The following is a 26796-nucleotide window of genomic DNA, read 5'->3' on the forward strand; positions in this document are numbered from 1 at the left end:
TTATTTTTCTGGATCAGTGAAGCCTATTATCATACTGGCAATGAACCCGACAATCCATGCACCTGCAACAGCAATTAAGAAATCCAATATTTGGCCATCACCCACTAATGGAATTAATGATAACCCTGCTGTTCCAAAAGGAATGATGATCCCGACATGGAAGAACGCCATTAATGCCCCGCCCGCAGCTCCACCAATGCAACCTGCAATGAATGGTTTACCTAATGGTAATGACACACCAAATAAAAGTGGTTCACCGACACCAAAAATACCCACAGGTAACGCACCGACTAAGGTTTTCTTCAAGCGTTGGTTTTTGGTTTTTAAATAAACCCAGAAACACGAACCCACTTGCCCCATTCCCCCCATAGCTAAAATTGGGAACAAGTAATTCAGACCAAAAGTTTGTAAAATTTCAGCGTGAATTGGGATCAAACCTTGATGTAAACCCGTTAGTAATAAAAATAAGAAGCTTCCCCCCAAGATACCGCCAGTCGCCACGGCACCACCGCCACTATTTAATAAAGCGACAGAAACACCTTGCGCTAAAATTTGATTTAAGTAATGCCCTGCAGGTTGGAACACTACAATTGCCACCATCGCTGAGACTAAAATGGTCACAAATGGCGTCACGATGAGGTCTAAGCTTTCTTTAATGATACTTCTAAACCACACTTCAAATTTAGAAGAGAAAACGACCACCATAAGCACTGCAAAAATTCCCCCACTACCCGGGACTAACTTCGAGCCAAATAAGGTGATATCCGCTAAACCTGGCATTGAAAGTAATCCAGCCATGACCGCACCAATTGAGGTAGATGCACCAAGCTCTTTCGCAGTATTCACCCCAATCATAATTGAAAGATAAACAAAGACTGCACTACCAATCAATTTTAATAACTTAAATAATTCAGGGAATTGTTCAACAACGCCTGGTGCCACTAAACGCACAATATTGATCAGCCCCATAATCAAACCACAACCAATCAGTGCAGGAATGGTTGGAACAAAAATGGCGGCCAACGTATTTAGCATACGTCGTATGGAAAATGCTTTTTTCTCTGCTGGTGCTGCACTTTCCGTTGTTGCAGAGGTACTACCTTGCATGCGTTTGTTCATCACCGAAAAGACTTTCGCTGCGGTTCCCATTCCAACAATCACTTGTTGTTGCTCACCATTGAAAATAACGCCTTTTACACCCTCAATTTGTTTCAAAGCTTCAGCATCGAATTTACTGTTATCTTTTAAAACTAAACGGATACGCGTCATACAGTGAGTTAATGTTGCCACGTTCTCAAAGCCGCCCGCATATTTTTCTATTTCTCTGGCGAGTACTTCCAGATGTTCTATCTTATTAGCCATATGATTCCCCTGATGTTGACTGAGCCAGTAAACCCGCTCTTCATCACGCTATCCCATTACTTAACGGTGATTGCTAACATGCTGTCCAAGGTGGTGTTTGGATGCTGTTGAACGATATCCGTTGCTTGCTGTGCATTAATCTGTAGCTCATGCATTAAAATTGCGCGTCGTGGATGATAATCCACTTGTGCCAATAACCCTGCCGCGGTGTGTTCATCAATACCGCAGACTTCACTAACAATCCGTTCTGCGCGGCGCAGTAATTTGATATTACTGGCAACGACATCAACCATTAAATTAGTATGAATACGACCTAATCGCCCCATTACACAGGTACTTAGCATGCCTAAAATCATTTTTTGTGCAGTACCGCTTTTCATGCGAGTTGAACCCGATAACACTTCAGGGCCAACATCGGGTGCAATAGCTATTTTTGCGACATCACTGACTAATCCCCAGCCTCGCGTGGTAATAGCCACCGTTAACGCACCGATTTCATTGGCGTATTCAATACCTGCTAAAGTAAATGGTGTACGTCCACTGGCAGCAATCCCCACCACGACATCTTTTGCGCAAAGCTGGCGCTTTTTAAGCTCATCAATCGCTGATTCCACTGAATCCTCAATATTTTCAACCGCTTTTAACATTGCATCTTGGCCACCCGCAATAATCGACTGTACCATTTCAGGCGAAGTACCAAATGTTGGTGGGCATTCTGCACTGTCTAATACAGCTAGCCTGCCACTGGTACCCGCCCCAATGTAAAACAAGCGTCCACCTTGCTTTAAGCACTCAGCAACAGCATCAACCACTTGAGCAATCGCAGGTAGAACGGCCTGAATAGCACCTGCAACCGTACTATCTGCTTGGTTAATAACTTTCACCATAGAGAGTGTATCCAAACGTGAAAACTGTTGCGTTTCCTGATTGAATTCATTGTGTAGACAGTCACTCAGAGTATTTTCGGCTAGAGGCATTCAAACGCCCTCATGAAATTTAATTTCATTAAAAAATACATTAAATGTATTTTTATTTCAATTTAAATCACTGCGATTTCATCCAACTTAATTGCAGGTTATGATCTTTCTCACAATATTACGTTTGTATTGAAAAGCTACCGGTGACGAAAGCCACCGGCGATAGCGCTATTTTACGAACTTGCAGGTTCCGAAGGCTGATGGGATGTGAAAATCAGGTTTAACGGAATCAGGTTTGATCCAGCTAATCCATTTACGCACTTGCTTTGGCTCACCTGCACTAAACTCTCCGCGCAAAATGGCACACATTAGTGTCTGTTTGTCCGCATCTTGCCATAAATCGAGTTTAGTAAATTCATCTAAATCAATTTTTCCTGTTAATACATAACCATTTGGCGTTATTTCACCCACCGTTTGTAATGTTTCCCAGTTCCAACTTGGGTCAACTTCACGATAATAATTAGCTTTTGCATCGAAAGTACGCCCTTTCGGGTCCATTTCCGCCGTGTAATACGGTTTTAATTCAGGACTAGTCGCGAAAAAGAGTTCAACTCGGTCAGAATCTAACACCGCCTGGTCTTTATCTGAGTTATCACCTAGCTGAATATCTTTATCATCTGCAATAAATCGGAAATATAATGTGTCATCACTCCACAGGGCACGAAAATCTGTTTTAGGAGCCGCTTCCTTTTCCCATGGGTAAGTAAAATCGGTTAATACTTCTGCTTTTTCCCAGACTTCCGTACTTTTTGTCGCATCATTGAGTGATTTTAACTGATCGGTATGATTGATTTGGTATTCTTTCGCCGCCACACTTGCTGTAACAAGTACAGCACTTGTGGCTAATAATGTCGTTAGTTTCATACTTTCCTCACCTTCCTGATTAAAAATCTGTTATTCACAAAAAACCATTAAAGAAACAATATTTCACAATCAATTCAAAATATAGAATTAAAATTTCATAATATATAGCTTCATTCTATAAAAACTATCATGATGTGAAGCTGCTCACTCTTTGATGAGAATGTGATTTATCTTTTTCATCCAATGTCTGATTAATTTTGATTCAATTAATAGGCTTAATATTAGTTAACCCCGATTGTAATGTAGACATTGACATGATTTTACGTTACGCGACTTGCGTCACTAATTTAAGTCAAGTAGCCTAGAGATACTGGCCTATTGAGGCTAACAATTTCTAAATTATGACTCTTTATTATCAAGGCTAGGACATGAGGAAACGTCTGTTTTTTGGTCTTATTATTCTTGCAGGGATCGCATTTACGACCATATTGTTGCTTGATCGCTGGATAAGCTGGGATACCGCCCCCTATATCTATGAAGATGTAGAAAAATTGCCTGCGCGCGATGTCGGGATGGTACTTGGCACATCCAAATATTATTCCTCTGGCGTTAATAACCTCTACTATACCTATCGTATTAAAGGCGCAGCTGAGGCATACCACAGTGGAAAAGTTAAGTATTTACTTCTTAGTGGTGATAATGGCGCACATAATTACAATGAGCCAATCAACATGCGTAAAGATTTAATAAAAGAAGGGGTTCCAGCCTCTAAAATTGTGCTCGATTTTGCAGGTTTTAGGACATTAGACTCGGTGGTACGTACTAAAAAAGTGTTTGATACCGATAACTTTACCATTATTACCCAGCGTTTTCATTGTGAACGAGCGGTTTTTATCGCCAAACATAAAGGTATTGATGCGCAGTGTTTAGCGGTTCCGACACCATCTGGAATGTATAAAGTAAGAGTACGTGAAGTATTTGCACGGCTAGGTGCTCTGGCGGATTTATATATTTTAAAACGCGAACCTAAATTTTTAGGTGAGCAAGAATCCATCCCTGCTCCCATTAAAATGCCTGCAGGAATTAAAGGCTATCCGGCTGTTTCACCGGATGAAGTCAATAAATTGAATTAGACCTATAAGTAGATGAACCTTCATCTACTTATTAACTTTCCCGTCAATTTGCGCCAACACCATTCAAGAGGCCCCTGGCTAAAAAACATTAACCAATAATAAGAAAACAATAAATTTGCTCCCCAAATAACGGGAACCAAAACAAGTAATTCAACCCGTGTAAATTGCCCAAAATAGCCTAAGTGGTAAAACAGTGTGGTACAAATTAGCGTTTGCAAAATATAATTACTCAACGCCATACGACCCACATATTGCAGCCCATGGATTATTTTGTTGTTTACCACTATCCCCCAAAAGCCATACACCAGAGCTATATATCCTAAAGATTGAAATGGAATAACTAGCTCATTAATAATATAACCAATGATTGATGTTGAAAAATAGCTCCAATTGAATTGGCTTTGTATGTATAGCGAAACTATTTGAATCAATAACGATGGCAAGATAAATATGCAGGCTATTTTGCGATAATGTTGAGCGGTGAATTGCCCTCGTAACCAACCATTTTTCATTAACAACGCGCCAATAATCATCAACGCAGATAATTGCCAGCCATATTGGATAACCAGCATTTCAACCATCTTGAGCATCTCTGATGCTCGATAATACACACCATCCATTCCCCCAGAGGTATGTATAGTATATTCAAATGCTAATTGCTTATCCGAGGTTTGCCAAAAACCTGAGGGATCTACACCACTTCCCAACACGAGCAAGATAAGTAACCCAATCAAATATAGTGATAGTGCTATTTTCAATAAAAAACCATCATCATATTGATTAAGCAAATAGGTTACCAACAAGCCCGTTAATGCATAGGCCAAAAGAATATCACCGTCCCAAAAGCCAACCCCATGAATCACCCCGAACAGAGCTAAAACAAATAAACGGCACTGGTTCCAACGAAGAGAACGAGGCTGCAACAACACGAGAGTTGCCCCAAAGAGGATGGAAAAAATAGCGAGAACTTTACCTTGAAAAAGGACATTGAAAACACCCCAGAGGTAAGCCTCTGACTCGGGTGTTGTATTGGTGTAATAAGGGTTTAAATACGCCGCTTGTGGTAAAGCAAAAGCAAAGATATTCATTAAAAGAATACCTAAAATCGCTATACCACGGACGGCGTCAAGCGCGTCAATACGACTTGACGGTGTCGTTGTTGTCATAAATTATAAATGACGAACTGCACGTAAAAATTCTTGCCGTGTGTTTTGGCTTGATTTAAACAACCCGCCTAATGACGTTGTTGTTGTTGCACTTGTCGCGTCACGAATACCACGTGCTTTCACGCAATAATGCACTGCATCTATGCAAACAGCCACATTCGTAGTTCCCAGTAATGTTTGCAAAGCAACCAAAATTTGCTGTGTTAAACGCTCTTGCACTTGTGGGCGTTGTGAAAAAAATTGCACAATCCGGTTAATTTTCGATAAACCAATAACTTTATCTTTTGGAATATAGGCAACCGTTGCTTTTCCATCGATCGTAACAAAGTGGTGTTCACAGGTGCTTGTAAGCGTAATATCACGCACGGTGACCATTTCATCCACTTTCATTTTATTTTCAATCAGAGTGATTTTTGGAAAGTTCGCGTAATCTAGCCCTGAAAAAATTTCATCAACATACATTTTTGCGATGCGACGAGGGGTATCAGCTAAACTGTCATCGGTTAAATCCAAATTCAGCAGCGTCATGATCTCTGTCATGTGCCCTTCAATCAGTTTCTTGCGTTCGTAGCCTGATTTTGGCTGGATACGCAAAGGCGTTTCTAAGCCTCTTGCCTCCAGTGCGGCATGAACTAATTCGGCCTCTTTACTCAGAGATGACATGTGATCCTCCACAAATGGTATAACTATTTTTATAAAATGCAGGTGTGCGGTACTCTAAAACAGCAGGTACAGATAATCCAGTACAACATGGATAATTACCGTGAAATATTTGCATTTATTCATGCAATTCATTCACCCTGTCAATCTATTCTTTAAAAGGTTTTACACCTTATATACGGTGATTAATAGCACATTTTTTATTGATACATTAATTTTAAAAGATAAATATAAAGTGCCTAGAATATTTAACATGATTATAGCAGCAACAGTTTTGTTATTTTGTGCATAATTTTCTCTGTGCTAATACCAGCTGATTGACTAAATCTCACTAAAAGCTATCTGTAATCAATTTCTATTCATTCACCCACTAATGGATTTCTGCCATAATATGCATTACGAACACATTTTAAGCCTCAAGGCAGATAACAATAATGAGGGTCATTATTTATGGATCAGTGTCATACTAACGATTTGATTTCTCTAGATGTTGCATTGGAAAAATTACTATCTCAAACAAAAACCGTCACAGATACCGAAATCATTCCACTGACCTCCTCTGCACAGCGCATCATTGCGACAGACCTGATTTCCCCTATCAATGTCCCACCATTTGATAATTCTGCTATGGATGGCTATGGCTTACGTTTTGCCGATTGGGATGGGAAAACACCAATGCCAGTGGCAGGTAAATCATTTGCCGGCAACCCAATGGAAGGCGAATTAAAAGCAGGTTGCTGCGTGCGTATTATGACGGGCGCCCCAATCCCACAAGGTGTGGATACGGTTGTGATGCAAGAGTCTACAGAGCAAACGGACGAAGGCATTGTATTTACCCAACCTATTAAACAAGGTAGTAACGTTCGTAAAGCAGGGGAAGATATTGCCCAAGGCAGTGCAGTGTTCCCAGCAGGAACGTTACTCACAACAGCCCAACTGCCGTTAATTGCTTCACTGGGGATTGCAGATGTCACCGTATATCGTCGCCTTAAAGTTGCCGTTTTTTCAACGGGCGATGAGCTACAAGCCGTTGGCCTTCCTTTAGCAGATGGGCAAATTTATGATACTAACCGTTTCACCGTTCGCCTGATGCTTGAAAAACTTAACTGCGAAGTACTTGATCTAGGTGTGATACCGGACTCGCCAGAAAAACTCAAACAAACCTTTATCGAAGCTAACCAACACGCTGATTTGGTCATCAGTAGTGGCGGCGTTTCCGTGGGTGAAGCTGACTATACCAAACAAATTTTGGATGAATTAGGCACGATTGGTTTTTGGAAGTTAGCCATTAAACCAGGAAAACCCTTTGCATTTGGTAAGTTAAGTGACGCTTGGTTTTGTGGGCTACCGGGGAACCCTGTTTCTGCCGCACTCACCTTCTACCAATTGGTTCAACCACTGATTGCACGCCTTTCAGGACACAGCCAATGGCGTGCCCCGCTACGCTTCAAAGTTCCGGTTACCACCGCGTTGAAGAAAAGCCCTGGTCGTTTAGATTTTCAACGAGGAATTCTAAGCGCTAATGAACAAGGACAATTGCAAGTCGCCACGACGGGTCACCAAGGCTCACACGTGTTTAGTTCATTTAGTTTAGCTAACTGCTTTATTGTCCTTGAAAGAGAACGTGGCCGTGTTGAAGCGGGTGAAATGGTTGAAGTCGAAATGTTTAACTATTTATTAAAAAGTGAATAATAACAGTGCAAGAGCTTAGCGATCCGGAAATGTTGCGGTACAACCGCCAAATTATCCTCCGTGGGTTTGATTTCGATGGGCAGGAAAAACTTAAAGCTGGCAAAGTGCTGGTTATTGGCCTTGGTGGTTTAGGCTGCGCTGCAACTCAATACCTTGCCGCAGCAGGTGTTGGTCACCTGACATTGGTGGATTTCGACACCGTGTCATTATCTAACTTACAACGGCAAGTGTTGCATCGTGATGCGACCATTGATATGCCAAAAGTTGATTCTGCAAAAACACAGCTTGCAGCCATTAACCCACATATCCAAATTGATACCGTCAATGCACAGCTAGATGATGCACAACTTGATGAATTAATCACACATCATGATGTGATCTTAGATTGCACTGATAACGTCGCCATTCGTGAACAGCTCAACCGGTTGTGTTTACCGCATAAAAAACCATTGGTTTCAGGTGCAGCTATCCGCATGGAAGGACAATTATCTGTTTTCACTTATGAAGAAAGTACTCCTTGCTATCACTGTTTAAGCCGTTTATTTGGTGACAATAACTTAACTTGCGTTGAAGCTGGGGTCATGTCCCCTTTAGTCGGGACCATTGGTACGCTAGAGGCGATGGAAGCAATTAAATTATTAGCTAATTATGGGAAGGTTAATTCAGGAAAAGTATTGCTATTTGATGCAATGACAATGGATTTCCGCCAATTTAGACTTAGCAAAGACCCGCATTGTGAAGTCTGTGCTAAAGGCTAACGGCTAAATTTTCGAGCAAGTTGACTTTTTTCATCATTCAGGCGAGGCTTTTCTCGCCTTTTTCCTATTTCAATCACACTAAAATTAAGAATAATCCGAAAAAATAATTTAATTGTCCTTTCACCTTATACTATCCCTCTTTTGTGGTGCTTGATGGTTTAAATATCACCACTGTTTATTCTTTTGATAAAGTTACTGAGAGTATGAATATGCAATTCCCTCCTTGCCCGAAATGCCAGTCTGAATACACCTATACTGATAACGATATGTATATCTGCCCTGAGTGCGCGCATGAATGGAATGATGCCGAGCCTGTAGCTGATATTGATGAATTAATTGTAAAAGATGCCAATGGCAACCTGCTAGCTGATGGCGATACCATCACCGTGATTAAAGATCTCAAAGTCAAAGGCAGCTCTTCAATGCTAAAAATCGGTACCCGCGTTAAAGGTATCCGTTTGGTCGAGGGCGACCACAATATCGACTGTAAGATTGATGGTTTCGGTCAAATGAAATTGAAATCTGAGTTTGTGAAGAAAAACTAAGTTTACTTCGCCCATTAAAAAGCCCTCAATCAAAACTGAGGGCTTTTTGTTTCTAATCCAAAACGATATTTAAAGCACTACACCTTGGCTTGTCAGGTATTCATCATAACTACCTTTGAAATCAATTACTTTATCTTCTTTGATTTCTAAAATACGGCTCGCTAACGAGCTAACAAACTCACGGTCATGGGAAACGAAAATTAACGTTCCTTTGTATAATTCGAGGGCTAAGTTTAATGACTCGATGGATTCCATATCCAAGTGGTTGGTTGGTTCATCCATAATCAAAATATTTGGCTGTTGCATCATTAACTTGCCAAATAACATACGCCCTTGTTCACCACCGGATAACACTTTAACTTTCTTTTTAATGTCATCTTGAGAAAACAGTAAACGGCCTAAAATACTGCGCACCGCTTGCTCGTCATCCCCTTCATTTTTCCACTGACTCATCCAGTCAAACACGGTTAAATCTGTTTCAAAATCTTCTGCGTGGTCTTGGGCATAGTAACCAATGTTACTGTTTTCTGACCATTTAACCATTCCGCTAGTTGCAGGCTGCTCGCCCACCAACGTTTTTAAGAATGTCGTTTTACCGATACCATTAGCACCAATAACCGCCATTTTTTCGCCAACTTCCAGTAATAAATTGATGTTTTTGAATAATGGCCCTTGATCATAACCATTGGTCACTGCTTCTAATTCAAGTGCATTTCGGAACAATTTTTTCTCTTGTTCAAAACGAATGAATGGGTTTTGACGGCTAGACGCTTTCACCTCATCCAATTGAATTTTATCAATTTGACGTGCACGAGAAGTCGCTTGTTTCGACTTAGAGGCATTCGCGCTAAAGCGGCTAACGAAAGACTGTAACTCAGCAATTTGCGCTTTTTTCTTCGCGTTATCCGATAATAGGCGCTCACGCGCTTGGGTTGCCGCAATCATATATTCATCATAGTTACCTGTGAATAAACGCAATTCACCGTAATCTAGGTCAGCCATGTGCGTACATACGGTATTCAAAAAGTGCCTATCATGGGAAATAATGATCATCGTGCAGTTACGATCGTTCAGCACTTGCTCTAACCAACGAATAGTATCGATATCCAAGTTATTCGTCGGCTCATCGAGTAATAAGATGTCTGGGTCAGAAAATAGGGCTTGTGCCAACAGCACACGCAGTTTCCAGCCTGGTGCAACTTCACTCATTGGCCCATAGTGTTGTTCAACAGGAATACCTACACCCAACAATAATTCACCGGCACGAGCTTCCGCGCTATAACCGTCCATTTCACCATAAGCGACCTCTAGATCAGCCACGCGGTAGCCGTCTTCTTCGCTCATTTCAGGTAAGGCGTAGATTCTATCGCGCTCTTGTTTGACGTCCCACAGCTCGCTATGACCCATAATCACGGTATCAAGTACGGTAAATTCTTCAAATGCGAACTGATCTTGGCGAAGTTTACCAATACGCTCATTTGGATCAGTCGTGCTCACATTTCCAGCTGTAGGGGTTAAATCTCCCCCTAAGATCTTCATAAATGTGGATTTACCCGCGCCATTTGCGCCGATCAAACCATAACGGTTGCCTGTGCCAAATTTAACTGAAATGTTTTCAAACAGTGGCTTACTGCCAAACTGCATAGTGATATTGTTCGTTGTTAACACTGCTATGCCTTAAATTAAACGGTGTAAAATAGCCTGCGATGATTAGAGGCCCATGACTACGGCGTGCAAAATAACCCAAAATAATCATTTGAGCAGTAAAATGCATTCCATGCATGGTCATTAGAGTACGGCAGGTATAAATAGCGGCGCATTATGCCATATTACGCCGCTTAGATCTTGTGCTGTTTTCAGCAAATTGATTAACACGAAAGGAAAGACCGATTATATTGCCAAACTATAGTGTGATCCCCATAGTACGACTGATTTCAGTAAGCCCTTCTCGTTCATAAAACTTAATCGCTTTATGATTTTGCGCTAATACTGACAGCTCCAAGTGGCTCAGTTGTCGACTTTTCGCCCACGCTTTCATCGCAGTTAGTAATTTTTGCCCTGCTTTTTCACCACGGAAATTAGGATCAACCACTAGGTCAAAAATATAACCAAAATTTCGAGGAACAATGCAGCTATAAGGGTCAGCGATTTGCTGTTGTGCAATACAAAACCCTTTAATCTCACCGTTGAATTCAGCAACTAACACATAAAATTTATCGTCAATAATTGCATTTTCAATAAATTCCTTAGCCTGTTCAGCGGGTTGTAAGCGCTCAGGGTCAAGTAATGCCATCTCCGAAAACAAAATTTGGTAAAGTGAAAGAATAGAGTCCACATCATTTTTGATAGCTTCCCTTATCATGCATTCCTCTCTGTTATTTCAGTATTGATGCTAGTCGTAGGTTTTAATTGATGGGGCAATATAAGATTCAAAACTTTCTAATAATTCAGCAGGTGAATCATTCACAATCGCCATATGACGATATTTTTCATGCAGGAAACCTTCATCTGCCATTTTATTTGTCATATCAATCAATGGCTGCCAATAATTATTAATATTAAACAAGGCACACGGCTTAGCATGTAAACCAATTTGGCTCCAAGTAAATACTTCTGCGTACTCTTCAAGTGTGCCATAACCGCCAGGTAAAGCGACAAAGGCATCAGCAAGTTCGATCATTTTACTTTTACGCTGATGCATCGTTTCAACTTTATATAGCTCGGTTAAATTTTTATGAGAAATTTCGCGTTCTTCTAGCAATGATGGGATAACTCCAATCGCTTTTCCCCCTAATGACAAAACGGTATCAGCAATTGTCCCCATAATTCCCACACTAGCACCGCCATAAACTAATGTAATATCACGCTTAACCATTTCTTTAGCAAATTCAATGGCTTTTTGCTGATAGACCTCATTATTTCCCATACTGGAACCACAATACACTGCAATACTTTTAATCTTTCCCATCTGTTCCTCATTTTCCATTTTTATTGTGACTTTTTAGAGAATTGAATTATACGAGCCTAATGCAGAAGCTCAAGCTTCGCCCTCTGTCATAATAAAATGAGACTAATTCATGTTTATAGCACTACAATTCACCTAAACCAACATATTGACAGCCAATAGAGCACATTTCCCCCCTTATGAGCGATAGCTAAACCACAAAGAAATATAAAGCCGTGCCGTTTTATGAGATAATCTTTAAGAAATTATTTTTCATCACTAAATACTTATTTTCTAAATATTTATTATCAATTAAGTTACGTTTTCCGAGGTTTACTTATTTATGTCTGCCGACACTAAAAAGAGCGCATTTCCGCTATTACCTATAGGGTTATTACTGCTTGCAATGACCTCTATTCAAAGCGGGGCTTCTTTAGCTAAAACTTTATTTCCCGTTATCGGCGCTCCCGGTGTTACTGGTTTACGTTTATTGCTTGCTACGATTATATTATTTGTTATTTTTAAGCCTTGGCGTTTAAAATTCAGAAGAAATTCACTGGTTCCATTGTTAACTTATGGCTTGTCCTTAGGAACCATGAATTATTTATTTTACCTTTCTCTTGAGCGTATTCCATTAGGGATAGCCGTTGCATTAGAGTTTACAGGGCCATTAGCCGTTGCGATGTTTTCTTCTCGTCGCCCTATTGATTTTCTGTGGATAGCGCTGGTTATTGTTGGGTTGTTATTTTTACTTCCTATTGGCGATGATATCGATTCCATTGACCCACTTGGCGCCATTTATGCACTTGGTGCAGGGGTTTGTTGGGGTATTTATATTATTTTCGGACAACGCGCAGGGGCTGGCTACGGTGCAGCAACCGTCGCAATCGGTTCATTTATTTCTGCCTTGATCTTCTTCCCTATTGGCTTAATGCAAACTGGAGTCGAGGTGATGTTTGACCCATCAATCTTACCTCTTGCGCTAGCCGTCGCGATTTTATCAACCGCATTCCCTTATACATTAGAAATGATCGCGCTAACTCGCTTGCCTGCTCGAACTTTTGGTACATTAATGAGCCTTGAACCTTGTATGGGCGCATTTTTGGGGATCGTTTTTCTACATGAACACTTAACGATGACTCAATGGTTGGCATTGTTATGTATTGTCTGTGCTTCTATTGGTTCAACCTCAACAGCGGTACCAAAGTCAAAAATAGAAAAAGTGTCCTAGCTACAAAATCTAATGGCAAACGAAGTCGTTAAGGTTAATAAATTCGATATGCTGATATTTATTAACCTTTTTTCATGTAAAGATTTATTCATCAATTTGAAATAATCATTTTTTATTTTTATTTTATTATTTAATTGGTGCTATAGCACTTATTGCTAAAAACTATCAGCATTCAAGATCCACAATAAATTAACAGTTAATAAAACCTATCGAATAGGCCTATTAAACTAATCGTTTATTACATTATGACAAATGTCGGTTTATTATTTTATATTTATTGACAGATGAGGTTACTAAACAAATTCATATTTAAGAGAGGATGAATCATGAGTACAGCTAAATTATTTAAAGCATCTTCAAATGAACTTTTATATACACGCAATGATATGGAAGACAGCGTAAAATTGGAAACCATTGGAATACTTAATGTTATGGTAGTCCATTTTACCGATCTCTCTCTAATGACTAAACAAGCCCACTGGAATATGCGTGGTCGCAATTTTATCGCCGTACATGAAATGTTAGATGGTTTTAGAACCACGCTAGTTGAACACTTAGATGAATTCGCTGAACGCGCAGTTCAATTGGGAGGCGTTGCTATTGGTACAACCCAAGAAGTTAGCCGCTTCACTTCGTTAGAGGCTTACCCAATTAATATTCACAGTGTACAAGATCATTTGAAAGCATTAGCAGACCGTTATGCGGTCGTCGCGAATGATATTCGAAAAGCAATTGATGAAGTGGAAGACGAAGATACCGCAGATATGTTTACCGCGGCTTCCCGCGATATGGATAAATTCCTCTGGTTTTTAGAAGCTAATATTGAGTAATGTCGTAAATAGAGTCAATTCAAATTGACCAATGGCCACTGCAAAGTGGCCATTTTATTTACTAACAATTAGCTATATAAATCAAACTATTATTGAAATTTAAATACCTTAAAAAAATACATTAACTTAATGATAATTATTTACTGTTTTTAGATATTTCAGGCTGTTCTATCGGAAATACAGGTAATGCATTTAATAATCTTTTGCCATAATTTTTAGTTAATAACCGTTTATCATAAATAATAATTTCACCATAACATTCATGACTACGAATTAACCTACCTGCTTGCTGTATCAAATTAAATGAAGCACTCGGTAAACTTTGAACTTCAAACGGGTATCGCTTCAACGACTTCAACCAATCACCTTCAGTGATAATCACAGGGTTTGTTACTGGTGGAAATGCAATTTTATGAATATGGACCTGCGTTAAATATTCCCCTTTTAGGTCTAACCCCTCAGCAAACGATTGTAAGCCAATTAAAGCACTAGATTGCCCTTGATTAATTCTTTCACAATGTGTTTCGACTAACCGATAACGTGGTTGATCTCCTTGAACTAAAAGCTGCAAACGCAAATCTTTTACGTGCTCAAGAAAACCTTCCATTGCTCTTTGACTACTAAATAAAACCAACACGCCACGGTGAGTATTTTTAATAAATTGTTCACGAAAAAACACCGCCATTTCCGCTAAGTGTTCCGCTTCATTGTTTATCGTTGGCTCATATTCCATTTTAGGAATAATAATTTTTCCCTGCTCAACATGGTTAAAAGGAGAGGACAATGTCACAAAGCGATCATCACTTTTTTCAGACAGCCCAGTAAGTTCCATAAAACGTGAATAACTGTTCAACGACCTCAGCGTTGCTGATGTAATCACAATATGAGGAATATTTCGCCATAACAAATGTTGTAATTGCTCACTCACCCGGATCCCAGCACAATGCATAAAGAAACGAGATTGGTTTTTCTCATAACGCCGACTTAACCATTTTGACACAGGGGCACCTGAACTTTGCTCTAATGCCGCCAGCCGCCAGAGCTTCGACATATTTTCAAAGTATCCCATAGCCCTACTAGTTACAATAATCGACCGATGTAAGCGAACAATATCTTGCTTCGCAGTTTGTTCCGTCAAATCATTTAAGATAGCTTCCGCTAACCCCTGTAGGGCATCTGTCTGCTTAAATAGCACCTGACAGCTTAATTGCATTGCTTCAGGCAATACACCTAGCGGAAATAAATACTCAGTTTCTTTTGACGTTTCTGGCAATAAGGCATTTGCTAGTAATGAAAAATCACGAAATGTTTCACGCAATTTTTCTGCATGTTGCTGTAATCGTTCAGGGTTAGCTAACTTTGGTGGTTTTGCTGGGCGAAATTGCCCCATATATTGCCCAACATGCTGAATAAAGCTATCAAGCTGTGCCGTTAATTGAACTAGCGTAATTTCGCCTTCAACTTCAAGGGCATCCCTTGCAACGTCTGGAACATGGTGACCTTCATCAAGCACTAATAATAAATTTTTCGGGTCAGGTAATACCGACTCACTCTCCATAGCTGCCATTACCAACGCGTGGTTAGCAACCACTACATCTGCATCTTCGATTTCTCGCCTAGCAATAAAAAATGGGCACCGCTGATAAAATTGGCAATTACGGCCTAAACAGTTCATTTTATCTGTGCTGACTTTACGCCATAAGCTATCGCTAAATGCCCGTTTGTGATGATCCCTTAGCCCATCCCATGCAAAGCTTTGAAAATCATGCCGCAGCTGCTGACAAATTGCCCGTTCTTCACTATTCGCAATTTCCGTTTTGTCTTCCACCAATAACATTAAATCTATTTGCTCACCTTCTGCTGCACAAATAGCTTCTAAATTACGGGGGCAAACATAACGAGCACGCCCAAATGCACCTGTATATTTTAGATCAGGAATAATTTTGCTTAATAACGGTAAATCCTTACTATAAATTTGGTCTTGTAATGCCACATTCGCCGTACTAACCACTAAGGTTTTTCCTTCTTCCCTACCAACCGCTATCCCCGGTATTAAATAAGATAGAGTTTTCCCTACTCCAGTAGGCGCTTCTATGACCAAATGGCGACCGTCATCATCCGCTAAATTTTTCGCGACTTGCGCTATCATCTGCCGCTGCGGGGCTCTTGAAACAAACCCATCAATTTGTACGGACAACCCTTTATACCACTGAGTTATTTGTTCTTTAGTTTTATTCGACAGGGACATAAATTATGCAGGTGACCAAAGTTAAAATGAAAGATAACGAAACTGACAACAATATGAAATATGAAAAAAACTCTTTTGCCAACCGCTTCGCAAAACTACTGTATTAATACCCATTATACATAAAAATTGGGAAGCTTTTTGCAAAACGCCCATTATGCGACAGAAAAAATAGCTTTTAACTTGTTTGCAACACTCATCCGGTTATACTTTGAGTTCTTACACTATTTGGATTTTTATCACTAGGCAGGCTATAGAAAATGAAAAAGGTTGTTATCGCACTTTGCGCATTATGTGCTTTTGGTTCTGTAGGCGGTATTGTTTTAGCTGGTATGAACATTTATACCCGTTCAACAACACCACTTGAACAAGGTCAACCGCAATCCCCTTCAGCACTGCCAGCACCTAATCAAATTCAGTAATTTTTAAATAATTTAGCAACCCAGGATGGAGATAGCTTATGTACAACGATTATTTCGTAACCCCACAATGGTTAAATTCACATCTATTTGATAATAACATCATTGTGCTCGATGCTTCCTCTCCACCACCAACCGCACCTTATGACTGCCGCCAACAATATTTAGAAGAACATATTCCTAACGCTCAGTTCTTTCATCAAGATGAAATTGCAGACAAAAGCTGTGATTTACCTCATATGCTGCCAAGTGCTGAAGTTTTTAGCCAAGCAGTTAGTGCCATGGGTATTGGCAATGACACCCAAGTTATTATTTATTCTCAGAATAACTTATTTTCATCCCCAAGAGCATGGTGGACTTTCACCACGATGGGCTGCAAAAACGTTAAAATTTTAGCCGGTGGCATCGATGCTTGGAAAGCTGCTGGGTTTGATGTTCAGTCAGGGGAAGTCACTCCGCCAGCTGCGAAGCAATTCCATGCCACACGTAAAGACAGTAACGCACTGAATCAAGAACAAGTACTTGAGATTGTAAATCAAGGCAAAATTCAAATTATTGATGCTCGCGCAGAGCCACGCTTTCTTGCCCAAGCGCCAGAACCGCGTCCGGGTTTACGTATGGGGCATATTCCAGGGAGCAAAAACGTCCCATGGGATCTTCTTGTGGAAAATGGTACATTCAAATCACCAGAGCAACTTAAAGCTATCTTTGCTAAGCAAGGTGTAGATATCCATGCGCCTTCTGTGACGACCTGTGGTTCAGGAATGACCGCTGCAGTGGTATTAATGGCATTAACCTTATTAGGTAACCAAAACCTGCGTTTGTATGATGGTTCATGGGCCCAATGGGGGCAAGATAACGGCCTGCCAATCGAGTCGTAACCCTCTTCTTCCATAAAAATATAAGCCACTCGATATTTAAGTGGCTTATAGAATGAGCATTTACCAAGTAGAAGAAATGGCTATTTGGCAAATATCCCGGCTAAGAACAGTACGACAATCGCACCGATGACCGCGACAACAAAACTCCCAAAGTTGAAGCCATCAACTTTTCCTTTACCAAAGAAAGTACTGATGTAACCACCCACAACAGCACCAACAATCCCCAGCACGGTGGTCATAATGAACCCCATGTGATAAGTACCTGGCATCAGCCACTTAGCTAAAACACCAGCAATTAAACCAAAAATAATCCAAGCAATTACACCCATCTTACGCCTCCCAGACTCGGTAATTTCACTATAATGTTAAAATGTTCCCATATAATAGTAGAGCTTTAAATAAATTAAATCACTCTCCTACCAATTAAGTAAAGACCCTATAAGTTAATTTCGCAACTATAAATTCTTGCTAATTAACATTATTCATAATTAATTGTTCACTATTTCAGTTATCACTTGTGCAATCTGTTGGGCATTTTTTAATGATCTAACTTGAGAAAATAGTTCATCTGCCTGATGATATTCTTTGCGTAAATAGCCTAGCCATTGTTTAATTCGGGCTGCATGGTAATGGCCTGTATCTCCTTGTTTTTCAAGTTCCGTATACTTTAATAGCAACTTGCCAACTTGCTCCCAAGGCATTTTAGACTCATTAAATTTGACCACCCGGCTAAGGTTTGGCGTATTGAGTGCTCCACGGCCAATCATTACGGCATCACATCCTGTGATTTCAAGGCAGCGCTGTGCGCTTGTATAATCCCAAATCTCACCATTAGCAATCACTGGAATCGACAATTTACGACGGATTTCGCCAATGGCAGACCAATTAATGTTCTCTGCTTTATAACCGTCTTCTTTGGTTCTACCGTGAACAGTAAGTTCTGTTGCTCCTGCTTGTTGAACTGCATCTGCAATCTCATAAGCAAATTCAGAACTATCCCACCCCAAACGAACCTTAACCGAAACAGGTAACTCTTTTGGAACTGCTTCTCGCATTGCTTTAGCGGCTCGATAGATTAAATCGGGTTGCTTTAATAAAGTCGCACCACCACCATGACCATTCACTGTTTTTGATGGGCAACCACAATTTAAGTCGACTCCCCAAGATCCTAATTCAGCCGCTCGGTTTGCATTTTCTGCCAACCACTGAGGGTGCTGCCCTAATAGCTGCACACGAACTAATGTCCCTGAAGGGGTGCGGCTTCCATACTTTAGTTCAGGGCATAAACGGTAGAATGTTTTTGCCGGTAAAAGGGTATCAACCACGCGAACAAACTCGGTTATGCACAGGTCATAGTCATTAACTTCACTTAATAAACAACGAACTAGAGGGTCTAAAACTCCTTCCATAGGAGCTAACAAAACGCGCATAAATGGCTCACAAAAAACGTAATAATACCTGCTTATCATACCGTTTATTTAATAGATGAGCAGAAAAACTTCTAAGGTGGGAGATACCAAAAACTAGCTTAACGTGACTTTGCAAGTAGCTCTTTTTAATGCTATTAACATTAAAAAGAGCCGCAAGCTTATGGAAGGTTAGCTGTCACTTCGCCCTTGTTTAACTTTTTTCTGTGCGTTTTTCCATGGGGAACCCGCCCCCTTCCCTGAACTCGGCTTTGATGATGGTGCATTGCTACGACGTGGTGCTTTACTTTGATTCCTATCACCTGAACCGCCTGAACGACGTTCATTGCGTTGTGGTGTTTTTTGAATTGGCTCAGCCTTTATGGAAGGGTCGGGCTCATAACCTTCAATCGCCATCAATGGAATCGATTTTTTCAATAATTTTTCGATATCCTTGAGTAATTTAGCCTCATCGATACACACTAAGGAAACTGCCATCCCAGTTGCTTCTGCGCGGCCTGTTCGACCGATACGGTGAACATAGTCTTCGGCAACATTAGGAAGCTCAAAATTCACCACATAAGGAAGCTGTTCAATATCGAGACCACGGGCTGCGATATCCGTTGCCACTAACACACGAATATCTCCAGATTTAAAGTCAGCTAGTGCACGAGTACGAGCCCCTTGGCTTTTGTTGCCATGGATAGCAGCAGCTTTGACACCATCTTTATTTAAATGCTCAGCCAGACGGTTTGCACCATGCTTTGTACGTGTAAAAACAAGGACTTGTTGCCAGTTTTCACGGCCAATCATAAACGAAAGTAATTCCGCTTTTCGTTTTTTATCAACCAAATGCACATATTGAGTCACTTGCTCAGAAGCTGAGTTTCGCGGAGCAACCTCAATAGTCACAGGGTTATTGAGTAATTTATTTGCCAGTTGTTTGATTTCATCTGAAAACGTTGCTGAGAATAATAAGTTTTGGCGCTTTTTGGGTAACTTATTAATCACCCTACGAATATCATGAATGAACCCCATATCTAACATACGGTCAGCTTCATCCAGTACAAAAACTTCGACTTGAGAAAGGTCTACCGCATTCTGGTGTTCTAAATCTAATAAACGCCCCGGAGTCGCAATTAAGATATCAACCCCACCACGCAACTTCATCATTTGTGGGTTAATACTCACCCCACCAAAGACCACAAAAGAACGAATACGTAAATGACGGCTATATTCTTTTACATTTTCAGCAACTTGCGCTGCAAGCTCCCTTGTTGGCGTCAAAATTAACGCACGAATAGGCTTGCGATCCTTTCCTGCACGAGGAGTTGTAATAAGCTTTTGTAAAATTGGTAATGTAAAACCTGCTGTTTTACCCGTACCAGTTTGAGCGCTAGCTAAAAGGTCGTTTCCTGCAAGCACAGCTGGGATAGCCTGTTGTTGAATAGGCGTAGGGCTTTCATAACCTAATTCATTAATGGCAAGCAAAATTTCCTCGTTTAACGCGAGGTCTGAAAAAGTAGTCAAATTAAATTACTCCGGGCTTCACCGCTTCAAATTGAATGTGGCAGTTATGGGGGAAGTGAGTCAGAAGAAAAAGCGCAAACTGCCGTGCGACACTGTGTAAAATTCTAACATTATTTGCAGATGATAAATATATTAATTTAGTTTGCTTAATAAATTAATATAAAATCTCATTCGTATAGTATATATACTTATATGGTACTATGAGATGTCGTTTTTTACTTTTTATTAACATGAAAAGCCATTAAGAGCTAGTTAGGTGTTATTTAATTCTGAATTTTTAAAGGAATGGTTATGAATACAAGTTCATCGTCAACGTTGCGAGGAGAAAATGCGAAAATGCAATTGCTTCTCACTGCTGCTGATGTATATGGAGAACAAGGGCTTGATGGCGCTACTACACGCAAAATCGCACAGGCATCAGGGCAAAATATTGCCGCAATTTCTTATTATTTTGGATCAAAAGAAGGGCTTTACTTAGCTGTTGCTCAGCTTATTGCAAAAACAATCAGGGATGATTTCCATGATGTTTTTCAAGCAATTGACAACTTTCTAAATCAACCTTTGTCAGTACAGGTAACTGATGATGCGCTTGATTTACTACAAAAAACAGTCATTGCTTATAATCATTTTCAGTTGGAAAAGAAAAATTTAAGCTTTTCTCGCATATTAGCACGTGAACAACTCAACCCCACCGAAGCCTATACGATAATTCATGAACAGGCTTTAGGCCCAATACATTCGCGCCTAAACCGTTTGATAGCGATTTATATTGGTGCTGACCCCAATCATTTAACAACGTTAATTCATACACACGCAATCCTTGGCGAAACCCTTTCATTTCGTATTGCTCGAGAAACGTTATTACGCCAAACTGGTTGGAAACATATTAATGAAAATGAATTTAAAATTATTAATCAAGTTCTTATTGAACATACAAATATATTATTAGCAGGCTTACGCCATCGCAAACAATATGAAAAGTGATATGATAAAAATATTAAAGTGATTCATTCACATTGATAATAACTAGAGGCTGATGATTTTATTGCAACTTGAGCCACATTTTCCCATTAAAAACAGCGGCCTCTAACAACATAATTTGTTTTCATATCATGGATTCTTTAAGTAAGGTTAGCTATGAGCAATAAAAACCGTTCTGTTGTTGTTTTCATTATTCTCATATTAATCAGTGCTGCAATTGGCGGTTATTACTACTATCAATCACAGCAAGACAAAATATTAACACTCTACGGCAATGTAGATGTTCGGACAGTGAATCTTGGTTTCCGAGTATCAGGTAAGCTCAAATCCCTAAACGTTGATGAAGGCGCAAAAATTATTGCAGGCGAGCAACTTGGTCAACTGGATGATCGCCCCTACATTAACGCCTTAAATAAAGCCAAAGGGGTACGTGATAGCGCCAAAGCTCAACTTGCTTTGAAAGAAAGTGGTTACCGAACTCAAGAGATTGCACAGGTTGAAGCTGAAGTAGCGCAAAAACAAGCCGCTTGGCAGTATGCCGATAACTTTTATAAACGTCAGCAAGGGCTTGCTGCGTCTCGCGTTATTTCAGCTAATGACTTAGACAACGCGAAGAACAATCGAAACCAAGCATTTGCCGCCCTTCAAGCAGCACAAGATAAGCTGAATCAATACCAAAGTGGCTTTCGCCAAGAGGAGATAGCGGCTGCGCGAGGCGAATGGCTACAAGCCGAGGCAGCTGTCGCTCAAGCTGAACTTGACTTACAAGATACCGTTTTAACTGCGCCTTCCCCTGGAACTGTTTTAACCCGAGCAATAGAGCCAGGCACGATCATCGGTGCAGGTAATACCGTTTTTAGCGTCACTTTAACAAATCCAGTTTGGGTTCGAGCCTATGTGAGTGAACCGCACCTTGGTGATGCCATCCCCGGTAAAGAAGTCTTACTGTATACGGATAGCCGCCCAAACCAGCCTTACCATGGCACCATCGGTTTTGTTTCCCCTACTGCCGAATTTACCCCTAAAAGCGTACAAACACCCGATTTAAGAACCGACTTAGTCTATCGACTACGTATCGTCGTCAATGATGCTGATGATGCTTTACGTCAAGGAATGCCAGTGACTATTCAATTTGCTGATAATAAACAGTAAGAGTTTGCTATGAGTGATGATTACAGTATCCGCCTATCCAATGTCGAGAAAACATTTGTTGGCTTGGATACTCCAGCCGTTGAAAGTTTAACAATCGAGATTCATGGGGGTTCTGTAACAGGCCTTGTCGGCCCTGATGGTGCAGGAAAGACAACCTTAATGCGTATGATTGCAGGACTATTAAAACCAGATGCAGGGAAAATTAGCGTGATGGGGCTCGACCCTATCGACGACAGCATTGCTATGCGAGCCAGCCTAGGCTATATGCCCCAAAAATTTGGTTTATATGAAGACCTGACCGTACAAGAAAATTTAAATTTGTATGCAGATTTGCGTGGGGTAATCGGCGAAGAGCGGCAAAAAACCTACCAACAACTGCTTTCTTTCACCAGCCTAGCTCCTTTTACCGATAGGCTAGCCGGTAAGTTATCGGGAGGAATGAAGCAAAAACTCGGATTAGCCTGTACATTATTAGGAAAACCCAAAGTTCTTTTACTCGACGAACCCGGTGTTGGTGTTGATCCCATCGCTCGACGCGAATTATGGCAAATGGTTCATACTCTTGCCGATGATGGAATGCTAATTCTTTGGAGTACCTCCTATTTAGATGAAGCTCAGCAATGTAAAAATGTGCTGCTGTTAAATAAAGGCAAACAGCTTTATGCAGGAAAACCCGAATTATTGACTCAAAAAATGGCGGGACGTTCGTTTTTACTTGATGTACCTGCCTCACAAAAACGCACGGTATTGCAAAATGCACTCGTATTACCTGAAACCACCGATGGTGTGATCCAAGGCCGCTATATTCGCTTAATTTTGAAACCTAATGCGTCACAAGCGAATTTATTAACTGCATTAAATATGGCAGATGGAAAACTCATTGAGGCGCAGCCGCGTTTTGAAGATGCGTTTATTGATTTATTAGGTGGGGGTCCATCTCATCGTTCAGAATTAGCCGCTATCGTACCGCAAATTCCGCCTAATCCTGAAGAAACCGTCATAGAAGCGCGTAACTTAACCAAAAAATTTGGTCAATTTGCGGCAACTGATACCGTAAATTTCCAAGTTAAACGTGGAGAAATTTTTGGTTTATTGGGGCCAAATGGCGCAGGGAAATCGACGACTTTTAAAATGATGTGTGCGTTAATGAAGCCAACAGATGGGCAAGCACTCGTTCTTGGAATGGATTTAAAAACAAGTTCAAACAAAGTCAGACAGCACCTTGGTTATATGGCACAAAAGTTCTCGCTGTATGGCAACCTAAAAGTAGGGCAAAACCTGAAATTTTTTTCAGGTGTTTATGGTTTGCATCATCAACAACAAGCAAAAAAAATCCAAGAAATGGTTGAGGCTTTTAACTTCAAACCGATTATCAATCAGGTTACTGAATCCCTCCCTTTGGGTTATAAACAACGTTTAGCCCTCGCCTGCTCATTGATGCATGAGCCTGATATCTTATTTTTAGATGAGCCGACCTCAGGAGTTGACCCACTAACTCGTAGGGAATTTTGGTTACATATCAATGGGATGGTTGATAAAGGCGTTACCGTTATGGTTACGACCCACTTTATGGATGAGGCAGAGTATTGTGACCGTATCGGGTTGGTTTACCATGGAAAAATTATTGCAGCAGGAACCCCTGATGAACTGAAACAGCAAATCGCCAGTACTGAAAACCCTGATCCTTCCATGGAAGATGCATTTATTGAGCTTATCATGAATTATGATAAGCAACAGGAGGCTCAATGACTCACACCGCTTCCCATTTTTCATGGCGTAGGCTTAAAGCGCTATGCTGGAAAGAAAGTAAACAAATTGTGCGGGATCCTAGCAGCGCCCTTATAGCTGTACTTATCCCATTGATGTTATTATTTATTTTTGGTTACGGTATCAATTTAGACTCAAGTAAATTACGTGTCGGTATTTTACTTGAGCAACAAAGTTCGCAAGCACGTGAATTGGTTGATACCTTCACGGGCTCACCATTTATTGATGCCACCATTAGTAATAACCGCCATTTATTAATCGATAAAATGCAAGCAGGAGAAATTCGCGGCATTATCGTCATCCCAGTGAATTTCGCAGCCGAATTGTTGAAAAAACAAGGCAATGCTGCAATTCAAGTCATTACTGATGGTAGCGAACCAAATACCGCTAACTTTGTACAAGCTTATACTCAAGGCGTGTGGCAAACGTGGCTAATTCAACAAGGGGAAAATAAAGGCTACCCAACAGAACCCTTAATTGAGCTCAATATGCGCTATTGGTTTAATGAAGCTGCAATTAGTCAGCATTTTATTATTCCAGGGGCAATTAGTATCATTATTACCGTAGTTGGTGCCATTTTGACCTCTTTAGTTATTGCAAGAGAATGGGAACGTGGCACGATGGAAGCATTACTTTCAACTCAGATTACTAAAACTGAATTATTGCTTTCAAAATTATTGCCTTACCAAGTTCTCGGTACTTTTGTGATGGTGTTATGCATGTTTGTCACCACATTTATCTTAGGGGTACCCTATCGCGGTTCTCTATTGGTCTTATTTGTCATTACCAGTCTTTATTTGGCAACCGCACTGGGGATGGGGTTATTGATTTCAACAATTACTCGTAACCAATTTAATGCAGCAATGGTAGCTCTGAATGCCGCCTTCTTACCTGCCATCATGTTATCTGGGTTTATTTTTGAAATTGATAGTATGCCAGCCATTATTCAGGCTGTAACTTATTTTATCCCTGCCCGGTATTTTGTCAGTAGCTTACAAACACTCTTTCTTGCAGGTGATATCTATATCGTTTTATTGATAGATTTTCTGCTATTAATCGCATCTGCAATACTATTTATTGGACTAACGGCGCTAAAAACTCGCCGTCGTTTGGATTGAGGTGAAGTTATGTTTTATCGTCTATACACCTTAATTATGAAAGAACTTCAATCATTACTTCAAGAACCGCAAACACGGGTTATCCTCATTTTACCCGTAATATTTCAGATGATTTTATTTCCTCTGGCCGCCACACTTGAGGTGACTAACACAACTATTGCTATCTTTGACCAAGACAATGGTGAGCATTCTATCGAGCTGACGCAACGTCTCGCTAAAGCCAGTGCGTTTTCTCAAGTTTTATTATTGAAGAATGAACACGATATTCGTGAAACGCTTGATAACCGCAAGGCGCTGCTGGTTGTCCGTTTTGGGCAAAATTTTAGTGCTGATATTGCAAGTCACCATAATGCTAATATGCTGTTACTCCTTGATGGACGTAATTCAAATAGTGCGCAAATTGCAGCAAACTATGTTGCACAAATTGTCACTCAATACCAACATGAGCTAACTCAATCACAACCCGTACCAAACAACAGTAAATTAATCGTTCGTAATTGGTACAACCCAAATTTAGATTATAAATGGTTTATTGTACCTTCATTGGTAGCTTTAATAACGACGATTGGGGTATTGATTGTGACATCTCTTTCTATCGCGAGGGAAAGAGAACAAGGCACCCTTGACCAATTACTCGTTTCTCCCCTGACCACTTGGCAAATATTTATTGGTAAGGCGGTGCCTGCATTGATCGTTGCGACTGCACAGGCGAGCTTAGTCCTAGTTATTGGGATCTTTTGCTATCAAATTCCTTTTGCTGGCTCCCTGCTCCTGTTTTATGCCACCATGTTATTTTACGGATTGTCATTGGTGGGATTTGGTTTACTTATTTCAGCACTGTGTTCAACTCAGCAACAAGCGTTCATTGGGGTATTTGTATTTATGATGCCAGCGGTGTTGTTATCAGGTTATATTTCCCCAGTCGAGAACATGCCAGTTTGGCTGCAACAAATTACTTGGATTAACCCAATTCGCCACTTTACTGAAATCACTAAGCAGATATACCTAAAAAATGCTGATTTTTCAGTTATCTTCCATAGTTTATGGCCATTATTTATCATTGCGATAATCACCAGTTCAGTGGCTTATTATTTATTTAGGAAGAAAATAGCGTGATCATAAAGAAACAACATTACGCTTTGAAAGTACAACTAAAAGTGCTGGAACTACCATTAACATCTTGAATTACAAATGA

General features: G+C 40.4%; 25 protein-coding genes. 13 read left to right on the forward strand and 12 right to left on the reverse strand.

The features are described 5' to 3' along the window. The 3 genes from ACU696_RS17230 to ACU696_RS17240 all read right to left on the reverse strand — a co-directional run bounded on the left by ACU696_RS17230 (position 1) and on the right by ACU696_RS17240 (position 3203). The gene (locus ACU696_RS17230; RefSeq protein WP_004909226.1) at positions 1–1362 is read right to left on the reverse strand and encodes a PTS transporter subunit EIIC; all 1362 of its coding nucleotides are present in this window, start codon (positions 1360–1362) and stop codon (positions 1–3) included. A gap of 56 nt (positions 1363–1418) precedes the next feature. Next, positions 1419–2339 carry an N-acetylmuramic acid 6-phosphate etherase gene (gene murQ / locus ACU696_RS17235; protein WP_447343206.1) on the reverse strand — a complete coding sequence of 307 codons (921 nt, stop codon included), beginning with the start codon at positions 2337–2339 and terminating at the stop codon, positions 1419–1421. A 168-nt stretch (positions 2340–2507) separates the two neighbouring features. Continuing rightward, positions 2508–3203 carry a sugar-binding protein gene (locus tag ACU696_RS17240; protein WP_109910986.1) on the reverse strand — a complete coding sequence of 232 codons (696 nt, stop codon included), beginning with the start codon at positions 3201–3203 and terminating at the stop codon, positions 2508–2510. Positions 3204–3571: 368 nt separating this feature from the next. Between ACU696_RS17240 and sanA the strand changes: the two genes are divergently transcribed. Then, a complete protein-coding gene (sanA, locus tag ACU696_RS17245; protein WP_109910985.1) occupies positions 3572–4276 on the forward strand; it encodes an outer membrane permeability protein SanA in 705 nt (234 codons plus the stop codon). Positions 4277–4296: 20 nt separating this feature from the next. Here sanA and yeiB read toward each other — a convergent pair whose 3' ends face one another. After that, positions 4297–5442, reverse strand: a complete 1146-nt coding sequence (gene yeiB / locus ACU696_RS17250) for a DUF418 domain-containing protein YeiB (RefSeq protein WP_109910984.1) — start codon at positions 5440–5442, stop codon at positions 4297–4299. A gap of 3 nt (positions 5443–5445) precedes the next feature. Beyond that, positions 5446–6105, reverse strand: coding sequence for a GTP cyclohydrolase I FolE (folE, locus tag ACU696_RS17255; RefSeq protein WP_209101203.1), 660 nt, complete (start codon positions 6103–6105; stop codon positions 5446–5448). Positions 6106–6552: 447 nt separating this feature from the next. Here folE and moeA point away from each other — a divergent pair, with 447 nt between their 5' ends. The 3 genes from moeA to ACU696_RS17270 all read left to right on the forward strand — a co-directional run bounded on the left by moeA (position 6553) and on the right by ACU696_RS17270 (position 9097). Further along, positions 6553–7794: a molybdopterin molybdotransferase MoeA gene (moeA, locus tag ACU696_RS17260; protein ID WP_110731801.1), complete on the forward strand. Its 1242-nt coding sequence runs from the start codon at positions 6553–6555 to the stop codon at positions 7792–7794. A gap of 5 nt (positions 7795–7799) precedes the next feature. Further along, a complete protein-coding gene (gene moeB, locus ACU696_RS17265) occupies positions 7800–8552 on the forward strand; it encodes a molybdopterin-synthase adenylyltransferase MoeB (RefSeq protein WP_181937022.1) in 753 nt (250 codons plus the stop codon). A gap of 209 nt (positions 8553–8761) precedes the next feature. After that, positions 8762–9097, forward strand: coding sequence for a zinc ribbon domain-containing protein YjdM (locus ACU696_RS17270; RefSeq protein WP_004909208.1), 336 nt, complete (start codon positions 8762–8764; stop codon positions 9095–9097). Between the two features lie 69 nt (positions 9098–9166). Here ACU696_RS17270 and ACU696_RS17275 read toward each other — a convergent pair whose 3' ends face one another. From ACU696_RS17275 to ACU696_RS17285, 3 genes are all read right to left on the reverse strand, one after another. Continuing rightward, complete coding sequence (locus ACU696_RS17275) at positions 9167–10765, reverse strand: ABC-F family ATPase (RefSeq protein ID WP_115167701.1); 1599 nt, start codon at positions 10763–10765, stop codon at positions 9167–9169. Positions 10766–11000: 235 nt separating this feature from the next. Then, positions 11001–11459, reverse strand: a complete 459-nt coding sequence (locus ACU696_RS17280; RefSeq protein ID WP_004909204.1) for a GNAT family N-acetyltransferase — start codon at positions 11457–11459, stop codon at positions 11001–11003. A gap of 30 nt (positions 11460–11489) precedes the next feature. Next, the gene (locus ACU696_RS17285) at positions 11490–12065 is read right to left on the reverse strand and encodes an LOG family protein (protein WP_109910982.1); all 576 of its coding nucleotides are present in this window, start codon (positions 12063–12065) and stop codon (positions 11490–11492) included. A gap of 319 nt (positions 12066–12384) precedes the next feature. Between ACU696_RS17285 and rhtA the strand changes: the two genes are divergently transcribed. Next, complete coding sequence (gene rhtA / locus ACU696_RS17290; RefSeq protein WP_109910981.1) at positions 12385–13272, forward strand: threonine/homoserine exporter RhtA; 888 nt, start codon at positions 12385–12387, stop codon at positions 13270–13272. Between the two features lie 326 nt (positions 13273–13598). Beyond that, a complete protein-coding gene (gene dps, locus ACU696_RS17295) occupies positions 13599–14102 on the forward strand; it encodes a DNA starvation/stationary phase protection protein Dps (RefSeq protein ID WP_004909197.1) in 504 nt (167 codons plus the stop codon). Between the two features lie 136 nt (positions 14103–14238). On the opposite strand, the gene dinG is transcribed toward dps, so the two are convergent. Continuing rightward, positions 14239–16350: an ATP-dependent DNA helicase DinG gene (dinG, locus tag ACU696_RS17300; RefSeq protein WP_004909193.1), complete on the reverse strand. Its 2112-nt coding sequence runs from the start codon at positions 16348–16350 to the stop codon at positions 14239–14241. Positions 16351–16607: 257 nt separating this feature from the next. Between dinG and ACU696_RS17305 the strand changes: the two genes are divergently transcribed. Both ACU696_RS17305 and sseA read left to right on the forward strand, forming a co-directional pair. After that, positions 16608–16769: a hypothetical protein gene (locus tag ACU696_RS17305; protein ID WP_004256593.1), complete on the forward strand. Its 162-nt coding sequence runs from the start codon at positions 16608–16610 to the stop codon at positions 16767–16769. Between the two features lie 38 nt (positions 16770–16807). Further along, the gene (gene sseA, locus ACU696_RS17310) at positions 16808–17647 is read left to right on the forward strand and encodes a 3-mercaptopyruvate sulfurtransferase (RefSeq protein WP_004909190.1); all 840 of its coding nucleotides are present in this window, start codon (positions 16808–16810) and stop codon (positions 17645–17647) included. 80 nt (positions 17648–17727) lie between these two features. On the opposite strand, the gene ACU696_RS17315 is transcribed toward sseA, so the two are convergent. From ACU696_RS17315 to rhlE, 3 genes are all read right to left on the reverse strand, one after another. Next, positions 17728–17976: a GlsB/YeaQ/YmgE family stress response membrane protein gene (locus ACU696_RS17315; RefSeq protein WP_004256598.1), complete on the reverse strand. Its 249-nt coding sequence runs from the start codon at positions 17974–17976 to the stop codon at positions 17728–17730. 159 nt (positions 17977–18135) lie between these two features. Continuing rightward, the gene (gene dusC / locus ACU696_RS17320; RefSeq protein WP_109910980.1) at positions 18136–19077 is read right to left on the reverse strand and encodes a tRNA dihydrouridine(16) synthase DusC; all 942 of its coding nucleotides are present in this window, start codon (positions 19075–19077) and stop codon (positions 18136–18138) included. A gap of 168 nt (positions 19078–19245) precedes the next feature. Then, positions 19246–20583: an ATP-dependent RNA helicase RhlE gene (gene rhlE, locus ACU696_RS17325; RefSeq protein WP_109910979.1), complete on the reverse strand. Its 1338-nt coding sequence runs from the start codon at positions 20581–20583 to the stop codon at positions 19246–19248. Positions 20584–20868: 285 nt separating this feature from the next. Between rhlE and cecR the strand changes: the two genes are divergently transcribed. The 5 genes from cecR (at position 20869) to ACU696_RS17350 (ending at position 26717) form a co-directional block, all read left to right on the forward strand. Further along, entirely contained in the window at positions 20869–21567 is a 699-nt protein-coding gene (gene cecR, locus ACU696_RS17330) for a transcriptional regulator CecR (protein ID WP_109910978.1), read from the forward strand. A gap of 153 nt (positions 21568–21720) precedes the next feature. Beyond that, positions 21721–22716, forward strand: a complete 996-nt coding sequence (gene hlyD, locus ACU696_RS17335; protein ID WP_004909179.1) for a secretion protein HlyD — start codon at positions 21721–21723, stop codon at positions 22714–22716. A gap of 9 nt (positions 22717–22725) precedes the next feature. Beyond that, positions 22726–24465 carry an ATP-binding cassette domain-containing protein gene (locus ACU696_RS17340; RefSeq protein WP_209101200.1) on the forward strand — a complete coding sequence of 580 codons (1740 nt, stop codon included), beginning with the start codon at positions 22726–22728 and terminating at the stop codon, positions 24463–24465. Next, positions 24462–25601, forward strand: coding sequence for an ABC transporter permease (locus ACU696_RS17345; RefSeq protein WP_110731799.1), 1140 nt, complete (start codon positions 24462–24464; stop codon positions 25599–25601). Before ACU696_RS17340 ends, ACU696_RS17345 begins: the two co-directional genes overlap by 4 nt. A 9-nt stretch (positions 25602–25610) precedes the next feature. Then, positions 25611–26717: an ABC transporter permease gene (locus ACU696_RS17350; protein ID WP_109910976.1), complete on the forward strand. Its 1107-nt coding sequence runs from the start codon at positions 25611–25613 to the stop codon at positions 26715–26717. Positions 26718–26796: the final 79 nt, after the last annotated feature.

This window comes from Providencia sp. PROV_01 (assembly GCF_053098325.1).